Raw genomic sequence first — 17,068 nt, forward strand, 5'->3', positions numbered from 1 at the left:
ACCGCCCGGGTTTATTGATTTGTTAGATGTTTTCTAAATTTTGGAGCTGAAAGGTAAAGCTAAAATATAGTTTTCCATAAAATCTAAATTGAGTTTCCCGTTTTCAGCTACTGGAAGCAAAATTGGTGTTTCCTCCATCCTCTCTTTGTGCCATTTCCTGCCATAACTAAACCTAAATTTATTAAGCTTTATCAAGGATATTATAAACAGTGCAATGTATTGATTAAACTTCGGAAACATATCATCTCGTGGATATAGCACATTAACATCATCAGAAGCCAGAAACGCATTAGGTTGATAAAATGCTTCCCCAACAGATCCATTGTAGTTCACAGTTATAACATTTCCCACATGATCAGTCGACTGACCTACAAAGTTTGTAACGCCATTCTTACGATCAGTAGAACCAATAAACGGATTTTTACCCGGCTTCATGTTCGCCTTAGTTAAACGTTTACCTTTCTTAATATCAAATATCTCATCAAACCTAAATGTTGACCAATGTGTACCTTTGAGATCTATATTTTTTTTTCTCAAAGGTTTTTTAGCACCATTGAACATGGTTAGTTTTTCTTCTACGACCCAATCAGGGAAATTTTCCAAACTGGGCACCCTGATATACTTTATTGTTCTATTTGCTTCTCTACCAAATGCGCTGTATCTAAAACGATTTCGCTCAATACAAAGGCATATAAATAACTTTTGCTGTAGCGTCATCTCTTTTTTAGGTATAAGAACTGCAACATTTTGTGCCGTATAAAAACCATAATCTTGAACAAATGATGAAAGCAGCTTGGTTCCACCTAAAGATACAGAAATAGAACCTGCTGGCATCTTATCGACACCAACAATTTCCTTAACGTAAGCGGATATACCATTATTCTGCGAAGTTCTTGAAACAAAGGGAACACCCTTCTCAACTTGCTGCATTTTATTTAAGTCAAGCTTTGTCCCATATTGCACATAAAATAGCTCTTGAAGTTCAATCAACGCTACACCTCGTTAAGCAATTTAAATATCGCATAGTTTCTAACAGTTTCCTCAAAATCTTTTTCAGATATTGTAGAATAATCTGTCTCTAAGTATGCTTCAGCAACCCATTCATCATCAGCAGTCACATATGCCGTTACTGAAGTGCCAGCGTGAACTTCATTATTTCGGTATGCTTCAACCCAAGAATCCCTAACGCTAGGCCATAAATTTTTAAGGTCAATTCTTCCTAAATGCTTAGTTTTTTCAAAACCATCATTTCGCCAGTATCCAAACCACGTTTTCTTCTTAGAAGTTTCGTGGGGTTTATGCGCTTCAAATACAACAATGCAGGTAATAGTTCCTACTGGATAAAAAAGTTCATTAGGCATCGACATAACTGCATTCAGAGAATGCTTACCTAATATCTCGCGTTTTGCAGCATTTGGCGTGATAACACAACTTACAGGTATAATTGCAACACCAATCCCGCCCGGCTTAAGCTGATCAAGCATATGTTTAACGAAGTAAAGCTCATGCAACTCTGCATCACTCTTTGACTGTGCATATGGAGGGTTTAATAGCCCTACATTTGGACGTTCAAGCTTTTTCCCACTTACGACCTTATTCTCTTCCTTTGCTCTTTCTCTAATAGACTTCATTATAGCATCATCAAAACAACTTCCTTGATGAAGATTAGCTTTACCATCCCCACGAAGGATCATATTACTTGCTGCCAATGCAAACATCTTAGGGCTATTTTCTATACCTATAAGCTTGTTTTTCTTTATATCTTTGCGCTCTTCTTCAGTAACAGCTGATTTCAACATAGCTTGCATTGCTGAAATTAGAAAACCACCTGTTCCAGCACATATATCTAGAACAGTATCTTTCTTTGAAATATTTGCTATTTCACAAAACAACTCTGTAACGTGTCTCGGGGTAAGAACAATACCAAGAGCTTTTTTGTCTCCTCCTGTATATTTTAAAAACTCCCCATAAAAATGACCTACAACATCGAAATTATGATACACGCTAATAAATGGCCATACATTATCATCAATTTCTTTAATTACTTCGTATAAAACACCTTGAGGGTATTTTTTAACTAACTTTGAGTCAGGCTTGCCAAGATTAGGCAAGCCTGCAACATTAGCATATGGCTGAAGCATTGTATCTTTTTTTGCCTGCGGAATTTCAGCTTTATCTAGTTCATCTTTAATTGCTTCAAGCCACTTCCTTGGCATGTCTGATGCACTATAAAACTTGAAAGAATTCAAGAATGGTTTATTCATTAATGAAATCAACGTACCACTTACAAGAAGTGGCTTATCTTCTTCCGGTATTTTAGCTGTAGTCCAGATAAATTCATGTAGGTCTTTCGCAAAACTGATTAGGTCACGATGCCTTTTTCTTTCTACTTCTGGGTCAAAAGATGCGAGTCTATAATAATCATCAAAAGATACTATCTCCTTAACGCTAACCCCGGACTCATTGACAAAATCTTTATATGCATCTGAACCACATGGAATAAGATAATTCGAAATAAGCAATGAATCATCTGTTGTTCCGCTAGCAGCTATTGCCAAAACCGTGTATTCCTTAGATAAATATTTTGCATAATGTAAAACACCATCGACAGCATATTCTTTAGGGTTGTCAAGGCTGTGACTTTGATGTTTTTTTGCATCAGCTTTACACTCAACAACTATAATAAAATTGGCATCAGCTTCCCAAGTGATAATAAACTCTGGATATCCAATTTTACCTGTATTAGATTTACTTGCCGTTTTAAGGAGAGAGGAGACTCTTTTTATTTGTGACTTTTGCTCTTCAATTACAATTCCATTATCTACGTCAAAATACTTATTCTTTCGCAGTAGTTCTCTAATAAGATTTTCAGTAATTCTTTCGTTAGACACCTTTTTTTCCTTAATTTTGGAACTACGATTATCCGCTAACATTAATTTTACATAAAACTACACAACCGCAATAAACGTACCGACACATTCATTGATGTTATGCAGCTAACTGGTTCGACTATACACGTTGACTGCGTTGCAAAAGAGCTAATTGCGGCAGCATAACCCAATTTCCACCGCTCAAGCCAATACCACACACACCATATCCCCACCCAACCACTGCTGCTTTAGCCCGCGCTGTTTTTCCAGCATCAGCGTCAGGTAGTCGCGCCATGGATGATCAGATGGCAGCGCAGCAAGGTGCTTACGCAGCCTGCGCTGGTAAGGAAACTGTTCCGCAGGCACGTGCAGCGGCGTGGCGTTTTGGGTGAGCCATTCGATGGTGGGTAGGAGTAAGTGAGTAGCACTGCTGTCGAGCGCTAGCGTCACGCCTTTAACATCGAAGTCACCGGCGTAAATATGCGGTCGATGGGTTTTGCGCCACGCCTCGGCCAGTAACGCAAAGCCGCCGCCGTAGTGGCTGTCGCCGCGGTAGACGACCAGCGGGTTTGCGTAGCCGCTTAGCGCTGAAATATCCGGCAAAAACTCGTAGAAGCTATCCAGATTCTCGACCTGAATGAGGGCGCTGAACGCGCTCAGTTTTAGCGTCTGTATATCTACATCGCGAATGGCGCGCGGTTCGCTGGCAAGCCCGACCAGTGGCTGCGGCGGAAAGCTTACAAGCACTCGTCGCGCGCGGGGGCTTTCGCGGGTGGCTTTATCCTCTTCCACGCCCTCCTTCGCTTGGGCTGCGCTGGTCATGCCGCTGAGGGAGCGGCCTAGCGGAGCGATTCGGGCGCTTTCTAACACGGCGTTAATCTGCGCCAGCAAGGCGGTATCGAAACGCAGTGCTTTGCTGGTGATGCGCGAGGCCAGGTCAATGTCGTGCTGGTGGCACCAGGCCACTACGTCGTCTACCCACTGGCGGCGGGGCTTTTCCACCGTGGGCTGGCGGAGCAGTTCGCGGGCTATACCATTGAGCCCATTGCGGGCGCGGCTGGGCAGATTCATACGGCAAGCTTCAGTTCAACGTCGTGGATCAGGCGCAGGTGATTGAAGGCACTGGCCTGGCTCTCCTGCTGCTTGAGCCGGAACGCTTTTTGATCGCTGCGCGGCAGGCCCTGGTACTCGGCAATGACCTGATAAAGCCAGATTTCATCCGGCCACTCCAGCGGGCTTTCGTGCAGGTAATCAAGGGCGCTGACCGGCGCGGCGCCGGGCTGGTCGATCACGCTCAGGTAGAAGTGTTCCACGTCCTGCTTCAGCGCCTGCTGGCGGGCAGCGGCCAGGCTGCTTTCCGGGGCCTGGGCCGGGGCGGCGGCGTCTACCGTTTGGGTGGTGTGGCGCGGCTGGGGTAGCTGGTGGAGCAGCTCGGCAAGCACTTGGCACTCCAGGTTGCGATCCAGCGCCGGGGCGGCAGCCGCGCTTAGCGGGGCAGCCTGGTTGACCAGATTTGGCACCTCGCTGCGCCTTGCGTAGTTGCCGGGCACAAAGCCTGGGTGCTCGCGCATGAAGGCTGTCATACCGCTGATCAGGCGGCTGCGCGCCTGCTGCTTGCGAAAGCGCGCCATCAGCTCGATCAAGCGCCGCTGCACTTCACGCAGGCCGGTGTAGTGGTGGCTTAACTGCTGTTGAAGCTGACTGATCAATAGCTTGCGTAGGCTGCCGTCGCTGCCCACCAGCTCAATCAGCTCGTCGAAGTCGATCAGCGCCAGGCCATCCAACAGCCTTGCGATCTGTTTCTGGGCGCGGTCGTTCTCGCGGATCTTGTCGTTAAGCTGGCTGACGAAACCGAAATCGCTATTGAGCCGCTGCCATAGGCTATCAATGGCATCCGCGAAGCGCCCGTTCAGGTCGTCGACCTCCTGGCGCAGGCGCATTAGCTGCTGCTCCAGCTTCCAGTGCTCGCCGCGGCTGCGCGCTTCCCGGTAGCTGTGCACCAAGGCACGAATCAGCTCCAGGGTCTCCGCTACGTCAGCGTTCACGTGGCGGCGGGTCTCGTCGGCGAGCATTTCGGCGATCAGTTCGCGCACCTTGGGCGAAAGCTTCACGCCGCTGTGCTCGTCCGGCCGCCAGAGAATGCGCGCGGCCAGCAGCTTGCGCAGGGCGCTGTCGCTGAGCGATTCCAGCGGCACTTCATCGCGGGTATAGGCCTGCATCAGTGCCTCGGAATGCTTGCCCAACAGCGCCAGCCGTTCGCTGCCGGTTTTCAGCAGGCGGCTCTCCAGCTCACTCACACTACTGTTCGTACTCTTGCTCACACTTCTGCTCACAAGAGGGCCTCCTGCTTGCTCTCTTCGTCCTCAATCTCGATCGGCAGATTCTCTTCATCGCGAATAAAGCGCACCAGGTCCACCAGGTAGTCGATCTTGCCGGTCACCACGAACACTTGCCGCTCAGAATGCGGCTGAAGCAGGTAGCCGTGCTCTTTCAGGCGCTTGAAGACCTGCTTTACCTGGGCATCCAGCTGGTCACTTTGCGAGCCAAAAAAGCTGTCGGTGGCCAGCCGTTCCAGACGCTCGCGCAGGCTGTGGTTGTCTTCACACTTGGCGCTGAACTCGGCGGGTTTGAGCACATCGCCGGGGGCAGCCAGGGTGTCGCGGCCCAGCGCTTCCTGCACCAGCTGCAGCCACTCCAGCAGCGGCAGCAGGCTGTTGAGCGTGTCACCCAGCTGGCGCGAGAGCTGATCCCGGGCGCTGTCATTAAGCTGGCGCCAGGCCAGAAAATAGACGCTGCCCTCTTCGTTGCTGGCCAAGCGGCGGTTGAGCGGGCGCAGGTAGGTGTCGATCGCCTCGCGGGTCTCTTCGTTGCGCAAGTGCCGATAGCCGCTCGCGTCGCTGACCGGGCAGATGAAGTCGCCCGCCAGCAGGCGCTCAAGCAGTGGGCCGTGTTCGATCATGCTATTACCTCCTGCTGGCGTTCCTGGAGCCGCTCGGCCAGGCGGCTTAGCCGTGGCTCGATACGTTTCAACACCCGCTTGTTGGGGTGGGCGTCGTCGCGGTCGATCAAATAGCGGTTGGCGAACAGCAGCAGTACGTCGGATTCCGGATTGGGGAAGGCGCCGACGATGTGAATGCGGTTGCTGTCGCAGGCGTCGAACAGCTTTTCGACGTTGTGGTACGCCAGCGTGCCGATCTCGTCAATCGGCCAGTGGATGGCGATATCCGCATCGCCGCGCAGCAGGCGGGTAAACGCCAGCAGGAATTTGCACAGAATCAGATACGCCATGCCGTGGCTGGAGGACTCCAGCAGTTGACGGTCGTTCTTGATCACCAGGTCCGTGCCGCCTTCGTTTAAGTGAAGTTCCAAACGCAGCAGGCTTTCAAAGCTGTACTGCTGGTCGCTGCGCAGCAGATCGACTACGTCGGCCAGGGTGTTCAGGTAGTCGTCGCTGGGCAGCGTTTGGCCGGATTCCCGCCACTCTTTATAGCGCTGGGCGAACAGCTTCAGCGGCTCCCAGAAGCCCAGTTCATCGATGGTGGACTGGATACGCACTTCGGCCTTGCTGATGCCTTCCAGGCGCAGGTCGTCGGCGACTTCTTCGGAAAGCCGGCGGCTCTGGGCGCTGATGCGGCGGTTCAAATCGCGGAACACGGTGAAGAACTTGTCCAAGTCGTCGCTCAGGTTGCGCCCTTCCTGAATCAACTGCTGCTGTTGATCCTCGAGCAGTTTGAGCATATCGCGCAGCAGCGGCAATTGAAGGCGTGGGTTGTCGCTTTTAAGCTTGCTGCGTTCGCTCTCCAGCGCCTCGGCAAAGCCGCTGCTGGCGTCCTTGATCAGTTGGCTTTCTACGTCCAGACACCCCCGGCGCAGCTGTTCGATCAGCTGATGGCGGCTGGCCAGCGCCTGGCGTGCGCGCTCGATGCGCTCGTCCACATCGCCCACCGGTGCCGCCGGGGCCTGGCCATCGGCCATCAGCGCCAGCCCTTCCAGCTGGGTGATCAGCGGCTTCAGGGCCTCCAGTGCGCTGTGCTCGCTTTCGCGCTGGGTTTTAAGCCCGCTCACTGTGCTCTGGTGCGCCTTGCGCGCCGCCTGGAAGGTGTTTTTCAGGTGCTCTTTATCGCGCTGAAGCGTTTGTTCGGCCTGGGAAAGCTCTGCCTCCTGGGCCACCAGCTGCGGTTTGTGCTGGCCCCACTCCACGCGCATGAAGCGGGTGTACTCGGTGAGTTCCTCTTGGCGCGCGGCGGTAACGCGGATGCGCTCCTCCTGGCGTGCCAGGCGCTCTTTGGTATCTGTTAGCTTGGCCGGGTCGACACCCTGCTCGGCCAGCTCCTGGCTGAAGGCTTCTTCCAGTTCCGCGCGCTGGCGCTGGTGTTCGGTGTTGGCGTCGCTTAGCTGCTGCTTGTACTGGCGCAGCTGGGCTTCCAAGCTATCTTGCTGGCTCTGGCCATCAGCCTTGAGTTCCAGCAGCTGGCTTTGATGGGTTTCCTCCAGGGCGGCCAGCGCCAGCTGTTTCTCTTCGCGCAGTTCGGTTTGCGCCTGCTCCTGGCGGGCCAACGCGGCTTGATGGGCGGCGCGGCGCTCCTGCTGGCGCTTGGCGTGGCGCTCCTGTTGCTGGCGGCGCGCCTCTATCGCAAACTCGACTTCCTGCTCGGCGCGCTTGTGGGCCATGCGGCCCTGATCCTGCGCTTCATCGGCTTTTTGGACGCGCTCGTTATGCTGTTTGAGCGCTTTTTCGCTGGCCTGGCCCTCGGCCTGTACGCGGCGCTTGGCGCTGTCCGCGTCTTCGATGGCGGCCAGCAGCGTGGCTTCGTCCTGGGCGTAATCCGGCAAGGCGATGGCGGAGAGATCCAGCGCCAGCCCGAACAGGTCGTTGCTTCCGCCTTCGGCCAACTGCGGGGCGAGATCACGCCGTTCCAGCAATTCCGGGGCAATCACCTTGCCCAGCTGCTGCTCCCAGCCGGGGCGATGGTAGCGCAGGAAGTGGCGAAGGCTGCCCTGCTCCGGGTCGCGCTGCTGATAGAGCGCGTAGCAGCGCTGCTCGGCGCGCTCCAGTTGCTGGCGAAGCTGCACCAGCTGCTGCTCAGCGTCATCCCGGGCGCGGCGGCAGCTTTCGAACTCCCGGCGCAGGCCGTCAAGCGTTGCGGCCGAGGCATTGCGCTCCTGCTGGGCCTGATCCAGCCGCGCCTGGGCAAGCTCTGCCTCCGAAGCTTCTTCGGCGGTCTGGGTGGAAAGCGAGAGCTGCGCCTTAAGCTCGGCGAGCTGCTCGACGCCGAGCTCGAGCTGAGCCTGATACTCGCCGTCCAGGCGCTGGCGCTCGTGCTGGTAGTGCTCATTGAGCTGCTGCTCAGCGGCCCACTGCTGTTCCCGGCGCTGGGCTTTTTCCTCCACCAGGGCGTCGATCAGCGCCTGGGCTTCGCCGGTCTGGCGGGCCAGCGTCTCGGATAATTCGCGTAGGCGCCCGTCCAAGCGTGCCTGGCTCTCCTTGACCGCATCCTGCATCACGTTCAGGTGGGCGCGCAGCTGGTCGCGCTGTTCGCGCCACTGAGGCAGCGCGTTGATGTCACGCTCCAGGGCCGGCATGTCCGCATCAACGTAGCGCTCGTACTGTGCTTGCAGGTCGTTCAGGCGGCGCTGGGTCTGCTGTAGGTCGCTTGCTACTTCGCTGTGGCGGTCGTTCAGCGCGTCGCGCGCCTCACTGTAATCGCTCTCCTGCTGCTGAAACTCGCGCTGGTGGCGGGTAAGTTCGGCCTCTACATCGGCCATGCGCCGCTCGGCTTGCTGGCGGTCGTCATCGAGCTGGGGCTTGAGCTGCCACAGGGTGGCGTCCAGGTGAGCAAGCTCCCGGTCGATTCCCGCAAGCCGGGCAAGCGATGCCTGCAGTGGCTCCAGACGCATGGACTGGCGCATCTGGGCAATCCACTCGCGCGCCTTGGTATTGCGAATGCGCGTCACGGGAAGCTCGACGCCATCCTCTTCGAAAATCGCCGCCAGCATGGTCTTGAGGGTGTCCATCTTGCCCTCCTTGGCATGCACCGCCGAGACCAGCTTTTCGATATGGCGAATGCGCCGCTCGGGCTTGACCAGGCTGAACTGCGCGGCCATCTGGCGAAGCTTGAGGCCGTCGCGGCTGTTGCCATGCAGCTGAGTGAAGTCGTTTTGCATCACCGAGCGAAATTCAGACGTGGCGCCAAGCTTTGAGGATACCGGCGTACCGCTGTGGCGCAGGCTGCTGGCCCACTGGGTGTAGTCGAGTGCCACCACGCCGGCCTCGCTTTGCACCAGGTAGTCTTCCGGGCGATAGGGCGCGGCGACGAAGCGGTACTCGACCCCGCCATCGCTTTTGCGCGTCAATACCGCCTGGCAGATATTGCCCGCCTCGCGGCGGTACTCGTACACCAGATAGCTGTTGCGGTGGGGCAGGTAGAACGCATCGAACTTCATGCGCGTCTTGGGCACGACCTTGTTGGGCAGCTCGCCGTAAAACACCGGGACCAGCCGCTGAAGCGTGGTCTTGCCCGAGGCGTTGGTGCCGCAAATATTGGTGTGGCCATCCACACTCAGCTCGACCACGCCTTCCAGGTGGCCGTGAATCATCACGATGCGTAGCAGATGCGCCATGCGTGTCCTTGAGCGGTAGAGAGTCTAAATAAAGAGTCTAAAAGGTCTATCTTGCCAGACACTTGAGCAGCTTGTCCTACTGTTGTGAGACTTAACCGCCCCGCCCTTTATTGACGCATCGCCGGCCCAGCCTTTGTTCAGCCATGTCATCCCAGGCCCACTTATGGCGCGCCAATACACGCTGCTGATCTTTTATAGTGCGTTTTCTTAAGGCCCACTACACCGCCAGGCGCGGCGTTTCATGACACCCAGGCAGTGGCACGAAAATTGCTTTTCTATAAAAGCCTAATGAGAAAATCAATTTTCATATATTGATCGTCTGTTCCAGAGAAACGCGCCCCTCGATAGGGTCAAAAGGCAAGCTGCTCGGACGATTGATCGCTTCAACATAATGAGATCGATATGCAAACACTTCAGATTGCCGCTACCGGCCACAGCCTCAACTATTTGCCGGAATATATCGCTGTTGAGAATGGTTACTTCAAAGAGGAAGGTCTCGATGTCAGCGCCATCGTGCCAGAACCCTGGGACCAGGTGATCGATGAAATCGAGAACAGCACCTCGCATTTCGCGCTGGGAGGAATCTGGGTACCCACGATGTATCACGGCCACGGCAAAGCCCTGGAACCTTTCGCCCAGCTCTCGGCGCGCTGCCCCATGGCCATCGTTGGCCGTCATGATAAAGCGTTGAAATTCGAGGAGTTGGCGGGCAGTACCATCCTGGTACCCGGTGGCAACGGCTCGAGCCCGGGCATGTTTCTGGAATTGTTGCTCGAGGAGAACGGGGTCGCGCTCGATAGCGTCAATATGGCGCGCAGCCTTTCGGGCAAAATGATGAAGGAGCTATTCGTCGGGGGGCTGGGCGATTATCTGATGATCGACCCTATTTCTGCTTTGAAGCTGGCCCGAGAAACCGACAACTTTATCGTGTCTCATCTCAGCCAAACCGGCGGCGATATCCCGTGGAGTGTCTACTACAGCACCCCGAATACCGCTGGCGACGACGCCGAGCAACAGGTACGTTTCATGCGCGGATTGAAGCGCGGTATGCAGTACGTGATCGACCACCCGGCCGACGAAATGCGCCCGCTGCTAACCCGGCTTTTCCCCCACAATGATATCGAGGATCTGGTCACCCTGGTCGATGCCTATCGTCGCTGGGGCATGTGGACGACGCCGCGCATCGACGAGCCCTCTTATCAGCGCTGGCAGCGTGGCATTGCGGCGGGCAACCTGACGGCTTCGCCGATCCCCCATGAAACGCTGGTCAACACGGGCATCGCTGATCGAGCAAGTGTTTGACAGCGATAAAGCGTTACTTCTCCGGCACCTGCTCAACGGTGTCGGAGAAATCCGCTTCGCCCTAATGGGCGACCACTAGCGGCTTTTTGTGCCGAGTTCACCCAGTTGGTAGTGGTAGGCGTCGCTCTCGGCCAAGCGCTGGCGCTCAGCCTGACCAGCTTGAACGAAGGCCATATCGATCAAAAGATGACAAAGCGCCATGGCCGAGGCGTGGTTGTCGAGCGGCCCAGGGCTCTGGCAAATACATTTCAAATGCCAGCTCGCATCCGGGTCGGTTGCCATGTTGTCGTCGGTGATCACCAGTATATTGGCCCCGGTGCCACTGCAAAGCTCCAGGAGCGCGTGCCACTGGGTGGGCCTTCGCCGCATTCCGAACAGCACCACCACGTCGTTTGCGCCAATCGCGCTCAGGTGCTCGCCAAGGCTTCCATCCATGCCGGAAACGAAGCGAACATCGTCCTTCAATTGATAAAGCTGCCATTGAAAGTACGCGGCTAACGACTGGCTCGCCCTGGCACCCGACACCCATATCCTGCGCGCCTTGAGCAGCGCCTTGACGATGGCCAGCACCTCCTGCTCATGAAGGCGGCCAAGGGTCGCTTTTATGTTGTCCTGGCCAAGCGTGGCGTAGGTTTCAAGAGCGACATCCTGGGCGGCCGCCCCACGGCCGGCCAGAAACAGGGCCGACCCGGACTGCTGCTCTTCTCTTACATGGCGCCGGGCCGCCTCGAAACTTTCGTACCCCAGCCGCCTGATAAACCGGGAGACGGTGGAGTTGGACACCTGCGCAAGACCCGCAAGCTCCGTGGCCGAGTAGCTGGCGAGTTCACCCGGAAAATCCAGAATAAAATCCGCCAGCTTTTTTTCCGCCGGGTGTAGCGCCGCAAGGCTTCGCTTGACGCGGGCGAGAAACGAAGCGTCTGGCGTATCTTGTGTCGTTTGGTTGGATTGCTTCGCCATGACGTCTCCCCGTGGCGCAACGAATTAATCGGCGGCTTTCAAGGCCATTCACTCCGCCACCATGGTGACGGAGTAGAAGGACAGAAGCACTTCTCCGATGGATTCTTTACGACAGGGCAACAGGCTCGCCCGCCGGTCGATCAATGGCCTGCCCGTGCTGGTCCAGCATCCTCTCACCGCTTTCAGCGTCAAACCAGTAAGCATCAGCCGCCTGATAGCTCAGGGAACAAGGCTCGCCCACTGCGCAGCGTACATTGCCCTGTATTCGTGCGAACACCATATCCCGGTCGATCAACGCCGTCTCTTCTTCGGTGCCCAGATGGACGCCAACGATCGTTTCTGCGCCGAGCTTTTCGATAACGGCGACACGGCCATGAAGCAAGCCGCTGTCGCGGCTGACCATCTCGAGCTTTTCGGGCCGAATACCGAGCGTCACTCGTTTTTGAGGCGGCACGACGCCGGGATGCTCCCAACCGTGATGCCCGGACGATGTGAGCCGGTTGCCTTCGGCCTCGACCGTAACGAGGTTCATGGCAGGCGAGCCAATAAACCGGGCAACGAACGTATTGCGCGGGTTATCGTAGATCTCCTCCGGTGCGCCGACCTGCTGTATGACGCCCTGATTCATGATGATGATGCGGGTCGCCATGGTCATCGCTTCGACCTGGTCGTGGGTAACGTAGATGAAGGTTTTACCCACTTTCTGGTGAAGCGCCGATATTTCGGAGCGCATCTGCGTACGCAGCTTGGCATCCAGGTTGGAGAGCGGCTCGTCGAGCAGATAGATCGACGGGTCACGCACCAGCGCCCGCGCCAGCGCGACTCGCTGGCGCTGACCGCCTGATAACGCCGACGGGCGCCGGTCCAGCATCGGTGTCAGCTCCAACTGCTCGGCCATTTCATTCGTCTTTTGCACGATGGCGGGATCGCGCATCAGCTTCCAGCGATAGAAGGCATTGACGAGAGGCAGATGCTGCCAGGTGCGAAAGCGATTCATGATCAGTGGAAACGCAATATTGGCGCGCACGCTCATGTGCGGATAAAGCGCATAGCTTTGGAAAACGAACGCGATACCACGCTCGCGCGGGCCCCACTCATTGGCGCGTTGACCATCAAACAAGAGCTCTCCGGAAGAGATCTCGCCAAGCCCGGCAATCATGCGCAGCAGGGTCGATTTACCGCAGCCCGAAGGCCCCAGCAGCACGAGAAACTCGCTGTCTTTGACCTCGGCGGTAAAGCTGTCGACCACCGTCTGGGTGCCGAAGGATTTCGAAACATCGCGAAAGGCTAGTTCAGGCATACTTACCCCTTGACCGCACCGGCGGTAAGCCCGGTGACAATGCGCCGTTGAATGAGCAGGAAGAAAACGATCGCGGGCACGCTGAAAATCAGCGCAGACGCCATCACGGTAGGTAACGGTGTTTCGTACTGGCCGATGAAGGAGGCCAGGCCAACGCTTGCGGGCCACAGGTCGCGGTCGGTAAGAAACGTCGAGGCGAACAGAAACTCGTTCCATCCGGAGAAAAACGAGATGACCGCCGCCGCCGAAAGGCTGGGCGCGATCAGCGGCAGCACGATCAGCGAGAAAGTGCCGAAACGCGGGCAGTTGTCGATGGCAGCGGACTCTTCGATTTCATAGGGGACCTTGTCGACCGCGCCCTTGATCACGAAAGCGGCGACCGGCAGGGAGAAGCCAACGTTGGCGAGCACCAATCCGAACAAGCTATTGAGCAGCCCCAACGAGATAAACATGGTGTAGAGCGGCACCACGACCAGCGCCTCGGGCACTACCTGGGTGGTAAACAGCAGAAAGCCGATCGACCCGCGGCCGCGAAACTGCATCCGGCTCAATGCGTACCCCACCAGCGCCCCCAGGGCGAGGCTCAGCACCGTGGTACCCGCCGCGATAAAGAAGGTGTTGAATAGCCAGCCCAATGCGGGCACATCGCTCAAAGAGAGGAAAAGCTCGGGCAGATTCATCAGGTTGAGAAGCAGCGCCTGCCCGCTGCCGTAAAGCTGTTCGCTGTCGGCGAGCGCCGTATTGAGCATCCAGTAAAGCGGGAACCCCGCAAAGAGCACCAACAGGCAAATCAGTAGCGTACGTAGAATATTGAGCGGTTTGATGTGATTCATGCTCGCCTCTCGGCCGCCGTCTGGCGACGTTCGACTATTTGATGAAAGGCCGCGACCAGTAGCGCCAACCCAAGCCCCACGACGCCGTAGGCGCTGGCAAGCCCCAAGTCATACTCCTCGAACGCGATTTTTCTAAGCTCGACGACCAAGGTGCCGGTGCTCTGTAGCGGGCCACCCCCGGTCAACAGATAGATGATGTCGTAACGGCGTATCGACCAGACAGCGATCAACAGCGCCACCAACTGCACGGCGGGCCGGATATGGGGCCAGGTAACGAAACGAAAGACATTGAGCGAATCCGCGCCGTCGATTCTTGCGGCTTCGCGCACTTCTTCTGGCACCGACTGAAGTGCCGCCAGCACTACCAGCATGACGAAGGGCGTTGCCTGCCAAATCGTAACGAGCAGCACACCTCCCAGCGCCAGGTCGGGATCAGAAAGCCAGGACTGCGCCGAGAACCCGGCCATTTCGACCAGTTGGTTGAGCACGCCGGACTGCTCGTTGTACATCCAAAGCCAGATCAGCGCAGCCGCCACGTTCGGCACCGCCCAGCCAAACAGCAGGATGGCCCTGACCACAGAGCGCCCCGGAAAAGGCCGGTTGATTGCCAGCGCCGAAATGACCCCAAGCGTGACGCTTGCCAATACCGCCACCAGCGAGTAAACGACCGTGACGCGCAGCGTCATAAAGAAGCCTGGGTCGTTCAATAGAAGCTGATAGTTACCCAATCCGATGAACTGGCCGCCACTGGGGTTGGTCAACCGCGCGGTAGTCAGGCTGGTGAACATCTGCGATACCAGCGGCCAGAACATGAAGATGCTCAGATAAATCAGCGGAACCGCGATAAAGAGATATGGAAGCAGGGACGCTTTCGTCTCCCTGGACAGTCGTTGCATCATGACATTTCCCTCGTGACCACCGGGTATCAGAATCTCACGTCGATACGGCGCTGAGCCGCTTCCAGCGCGTCGGCGGGGTCCTCATCACCCACGATCACTCTTTCGACGGCCCCCATGACGGTGCGCATGATCGCGGGGGTTTGCAGCTCATAACCGGGAATCAACGTGCTGCGCGAGTGACGCCCCAGCTCGATAAAGGCCTCGGCCCAGGGGTTATCGGCCAGGAACGCATCGGTGACGGGAACGTCGGTGGCCAGCGTATCCGGGCCCGAGGCTTCACGAAGCGCCTGCTGGCCCGGCTCGGAAACCAGCCACGCCAAAAACGCTAACGCCTCTTCCTTGTGTTCGCTTTGAGCATTGACGCCAATGAACAGTTGCTGGTGGGCGCCGGGGTGAGCAAACGGTAGCGCGGCCGCCCCCAGGTCACGGGAGTCCAGGGCGCCGCCGTTGGCGATATTCAACGTGCCGCCGCTGTTGTCGACACTGAAAGCGACCTGGTTGCGTTTGAAACGTACGCGCTGGGTGGGGAAGTCATCCCCCTGGGGCATGATGCTCGCATCGTATGCTTTTTTGAACGCGCCAATGGCCTCCACGGCTTCCGGCGTATTGATGGTCAGCTCGCCTTCATCGTTTACCCAGTGAACGTCATAGCCGTACGCCCAGTTCTGGAAATCCATGTACCAGCCCACGTAGTCCGCCATACTATGGCGGGCCGTGAAGCCGATCACGCCCGCGTCATCGCGCATCTGGCTTGCCGATGCGATCAGCTCGTCCACGGATGTCGGCGCCGAGACCCCCGCCTGCTCGATCAGCGGCTGGTTATAGATCAACGCGTAGGGGGCGCGCTGCCAGGCAACGCCGTAGCGCACGCCATCGACAACGGCGCTGTCGTTCGTCGCGTTCAGGTTATCCACACCGGCGACCGCCGTTTCGGCGTCAGCCAGAAAACCGGCTTCCGCGGCGGTGTGAAAAAGCCCTTCCTGCATGATCATCAGGTCGGCTGCCTGGCCGCCCGACAGCTCCGTCATCAACTTCGTATTGATTTCCGCCGATGGAATCATCTGCCGCTCCAGGGCGACGCCCACCTCCTGGCCCGGGTACTCCAACATCGCATTCCATAGCGCCTCACCGCGCAAGGCATCCAGCCACTGCGAGTTGACAAGCGTCAGAGTGGTGGCTTCTTGCTGGGCGAAGGCGACCGGTAGGGAGGCAAGCGATACCATAAGCACGCTGCTCTTAAGAAGTTTCGGGACAACGGGGAGATTACGCATGGTGTTTCCTCTTTATAATGAAAATATCCGGGAAATAGCCGCTTCGTTACTCCGCCCAGTTCCACGCATCTTCGGGCGCAAACCGCTGAGCAAAGTCGGTCGCAATATCGTTTCGTTTAGCGATCCAGACGTCGTCGTACTGGCGGATGTATTCGAGAAACTTGCGTACCCCCTCGATTCGCCCGGGCCGCATGATTCGCGCATGTAGCCCGATCGACATCATTCTTCCCGTGGAACCCGACTCGCGATAAAGGGTGTCGAACGTACTGCGCAGATAGTCATAAAAATCCGCCGAACTGGTATAACCCGGCCCGGTCTGGCCGCCCCAGAATCGCGCGTCGTTGGTGTCCAGCGCGTAGGGCACGACCAGCATGGGTCGACCGGCTACATCGGCGTAGTAAGGCAAGTCGTCATTGCTCGTCGCACAGTCGTAGAGAAGGCCCTCTTCCGCCATGATCTGGCGTGTATTTTCGGTAATCGGCGGACGCGGGAACGCCCCCATGATTTGCTTGCCGGTCAGCTGCTTGACCTGATCGATACAGTGGCGCAGCTCTGCTCTTTCTTCGCCTTCGCAAACGCCCACGCGAGAGATCGAGCGTGCCCCGTGAGACACGAAATCACAGTCGCTGCGCTTGAGCTTTTCGACAAGCTCAGGGAGTAGCGGTAGCGACTCGGAAGAGACGAACATGGAAAAAGGCGCATCGAACTCCTCGAAAAGCCGTAGCAAGCGCCAAATCCCCGCCCGGGTGCCATACTCGTATTCGCCCTCCTGAATCAGGTCCCGTTCGGAGGGGGGAAGCGAGCTGATATTCCAGGTTCTGGAATCGCGCTCTACATCACCCAGCAGGGGGCTGCGCTCGGTGCCTTCTTCGTAGTTGATGGCCAGATTGACCGCTACTCGTGCTCGGTTTTGCCACTGAAATGTGGGCGGTGTTTCGCCATACCCTTTGAAGTCCCGCTCCCGGCGACCCGCCCTTGATGTCCAGTCCAGCATCGTTTTTTACCTCGTCAT

Annotated in this window: 13 protein-coding genes; 1 reads left to right on the top strand and 12 read right to left on the bottom strand. The window is 56.4% G+C overall.

What is annotated here, in order from left to right:
- Positions 1–33: 33 nt before the first annotated feature.
- From ACWHXT_RS13695 to ACWHXT_RS13720, 6 genes are all read right to left on the bottom strand, one after another.
- Positions 34–990, bottom strand: coding sequence for a restriction endonuclease subunit S (locus ACWHXT_RS13695; RefSeq protein ID WP_447956244.1), 957 nt, complete (start codon positions 988–990; stop codon positions 34–36).
- A 2-nt stretch (positions 991–992) separates the two neighbouring features.
- Entirely contained in the window at positions 993–2,891 is a 1,899-nt protein-coding gene (locus tag ACWHXT_RS13700) for an HsdM family class I SAM-dependent methyltransferase (RefSeq protein ID WP_447956245.1), read from the bottom strand.
- 180 nt (positions 2,892–3,071) lie between these two features.
- The gene (locus tag ACWHXT_RS13705) at positions 3,072–3,941 is read right to left on the bottom strand and encodes a DUF7281 domain-containing protein (RefSeq protein ID WP_447956246.1); all 870 of its coding nucleotides are present in this window, start codon (positions 3,939–3,941) and stop codon (positions 3,072–3,074) included.
- Complete coding sequence (locus ACWHXT_RS13710) at positions 3,938–5,191, bottom strand: hypothetical protein (protein WP_447956247.1); 1,254 nt, start codon at positions 5,189–5,191, stop codon at positions 3,938–3,940. The genes ACWHXT_RS13705 and ACWHXT_RS13710 overlap by 4 nt, the downstream gene beginning before the upstream one ends.
- 8 nt (positions 5,192–5,199) lie before the next feature.
- The gene (locus tag ACWHXT_RS13715) at positions 5,200–5,829 is read right to left on the bottom strand and encodes a hypothetical protein (RefSeq protein ID WP_447956248.1); all 630 of its coding nucleotides are present in this window, start codon (positions 5,827–5,829) and stop codon (positions 5,200–5,202) included.
- On the bottom strand, positions 5,826–9,491 hold the full coding sequence (locus tag ACWHXT_RS13720) for an ATP-binding protein (protein ID WP_447956249.1): 3,666 nt from the start codon (positions 9,489–9,491) through the stop codon (positions 5,826–5,828). The genes ACWHXT_RS13715 and ACWHXT_RS13720 overlap by 4 nt, the downstream gene beginning before the upstream one ends.
- A 402-nt stretch (positions 9,492–9,893) precedes the next feature.
- On the opposite strand from ACWHXT_RS13720, the gene ACWHXT_RS13725 reads away from it, so the two are divergent.
- On the top strand, positions 9,894–10,793 hold the full coding sequence (locus ACWHXT_RS13725) for an ABC transporter substrate-binding protein (RefSeq protein WP_447956250.1): 900 nt from the start codon (positions 9,894–9,896) through the stop codon (positions 10,791–10,793).
- 75 nt (positions 10,794–10,868) lie between these two features.
- Here the strand turns inward: ACWHXT_RS13725 and ACWHXT_RS13730 are convergent, their stop codons facing one another.
- The 6 genes from ACWHXT_RS13730 to ACWHXT_RS13755 form a co-directional block, all read right to left on the bottom strand.
- The gene (locus tag ACWHXT_RS13730; RefSeq protein ID WP_447956251.1) at positions 10,869–11,753 is read right to left on the bottom strand and encodes a MurR/RpiR family transcriptional regulator; all 885 of its coding nucleotides are present in this window, start codon (positions 11,751–11,753) and stop codon (positions 10,869–10,871) included.
- A 106-nt stretch (positions 11,754–11,859) separates the two neighbouring features.
- Complete coding sequence (locus ACWHXT_RS13735) at positions 11,860–13,053, bottom strand: ABC transporter ATP-binding protein (protein WP_447956252.1); 1,194 nt, start codon at positions 13,051–13,053, stop codon at positions 11,860–11,862.
- Between the two features lie 2 nt (positions 13,054–13,055).
- Positions 13,056–13,886, bottom strand: a complete 831-nt coding sequence (locus ACWHXT_RS13740) for a carbohydrate ABC transporter permease (protein WP_447956253.1) — start codon at positions 13,884–13,886, stop codon at positions 13,056–13,058.
- On the bottom strand, positions 13,883–14,785 hold the full coding sequence (locus ACWHXT_RS13745; protein WP_447956254.1) for a carbohydrate ABC transporter permease: 903 nt from the start codon (positions 14,783–14,785) through the stop codon (positions 13,883–13,885). Before ACWHXT_RS13745 ends, ACWHXT_RS13740 begins: the two co-directional genes overlap by 4 nt.
- Positions 14,786–14,811: 26 nt before the next feature.
- Positions 14,812–16,056 carry an ABC transporter substrate-binding protein gene (locus ACWHXT_RS13750; RefSeq protein WP_447956255.1) on the bottom strand — a complete coding sequence of 415 codons (1,245 nt, stop codon included), beginning with the start codon at positions 16,054–16,056 and terminating at the stop codon, positions 14,812–14,814.
- A gap of 46 nt (positions 16,057–16,102) precedes the next feature.
- The gene (locus ACWHXT_RS13755) at positions 16,103–17,050 is read right to left on the bottom strand and encodes a polysaccharide deacetylase family protein (RefSeq protein WP_447956256.1); all 948 of its coding nucleotides are present in this window, start codon (positions 17,048–17,050) and stop codon (positions 16,103–16,105) included.
- Between the last annotated feature and the right edge of the window lie 18 nt (positions 17,051–17,068).

This window comes from Vreelandella halophytica (assembly GCF_968193635.1).

Coding starts and splice junctions, on each gene's coding strand:
- ACWHXT_RS13705 (WP_447956246.1), bottom strand. CDS start 3,941: ATGAATCTGCCCAGCCGCGCCCGCAATGGGCTCAATGGTATAGCCCGC.
- ACWHXT_RS13715 (WP_447956248.1), bottom strand. CDS start 5,829: ATGATCGAACACGGCCCACTGCTTGAGCGCCTGCTGGCGGGCGACTTC.
- ACWHXT_RS13720 (WP_447956249.1), bottom strand. CDS start 9,491: ATGGCGCATCTGCTACGCATCGTGATGATTCACGGCCACCTGGAAGGC.
- ACWHXT_RS13725 (WP_447956250.1), top strand. CDS start 9,894: ATGCAAACACTTCAGATTGCCGCTACCGGCCACAGCCTCAACTATTTG.
- ACWHXT_RS13730 (WP_447956251.1), bottom strand. CDS start 11,753: ATGGCGAAGCAATCCAACCAAACGACACAAGATACGCCAGACGCTTCG.
- ACWHXT_RS13735 (WP_447956252.1), bottom strand. CDS start 13,053: ATGCCTGAACTAGCCTTTCGCGATGTTTCGAAATCCTTCGGCACCCAG.
- ACWHXT_RS13740 (WP_447956253.1), bottom strand. CDS start 13,886: ATGAATCACATCAAACCGCTCAATATTCTACGTACGCTACTGATTTGC.
- ACWHXT_RS13745 (WP_447956254.1), bottom strand. CDS start 14,785: ATGATGCAACGACTGTCCAGGGAGACGAAAGCGTCCCTGCTTCCATAT.
- ACWHXT_RS13750 (WP_447956255.1), bottom strand. CDS start 16,056: ATGCGTAATCTCCCCGTTGTCCCGAAACTTCTTAAGAGCAGCGTGCTT.
- ACWHXT_RS13755 (WP_447956256.1), bottom strand. CDS start 17,050: ATGCTGGACTGGACATCAAGGGCGGGTCGCCGGGAGCGGGACTTCAAA.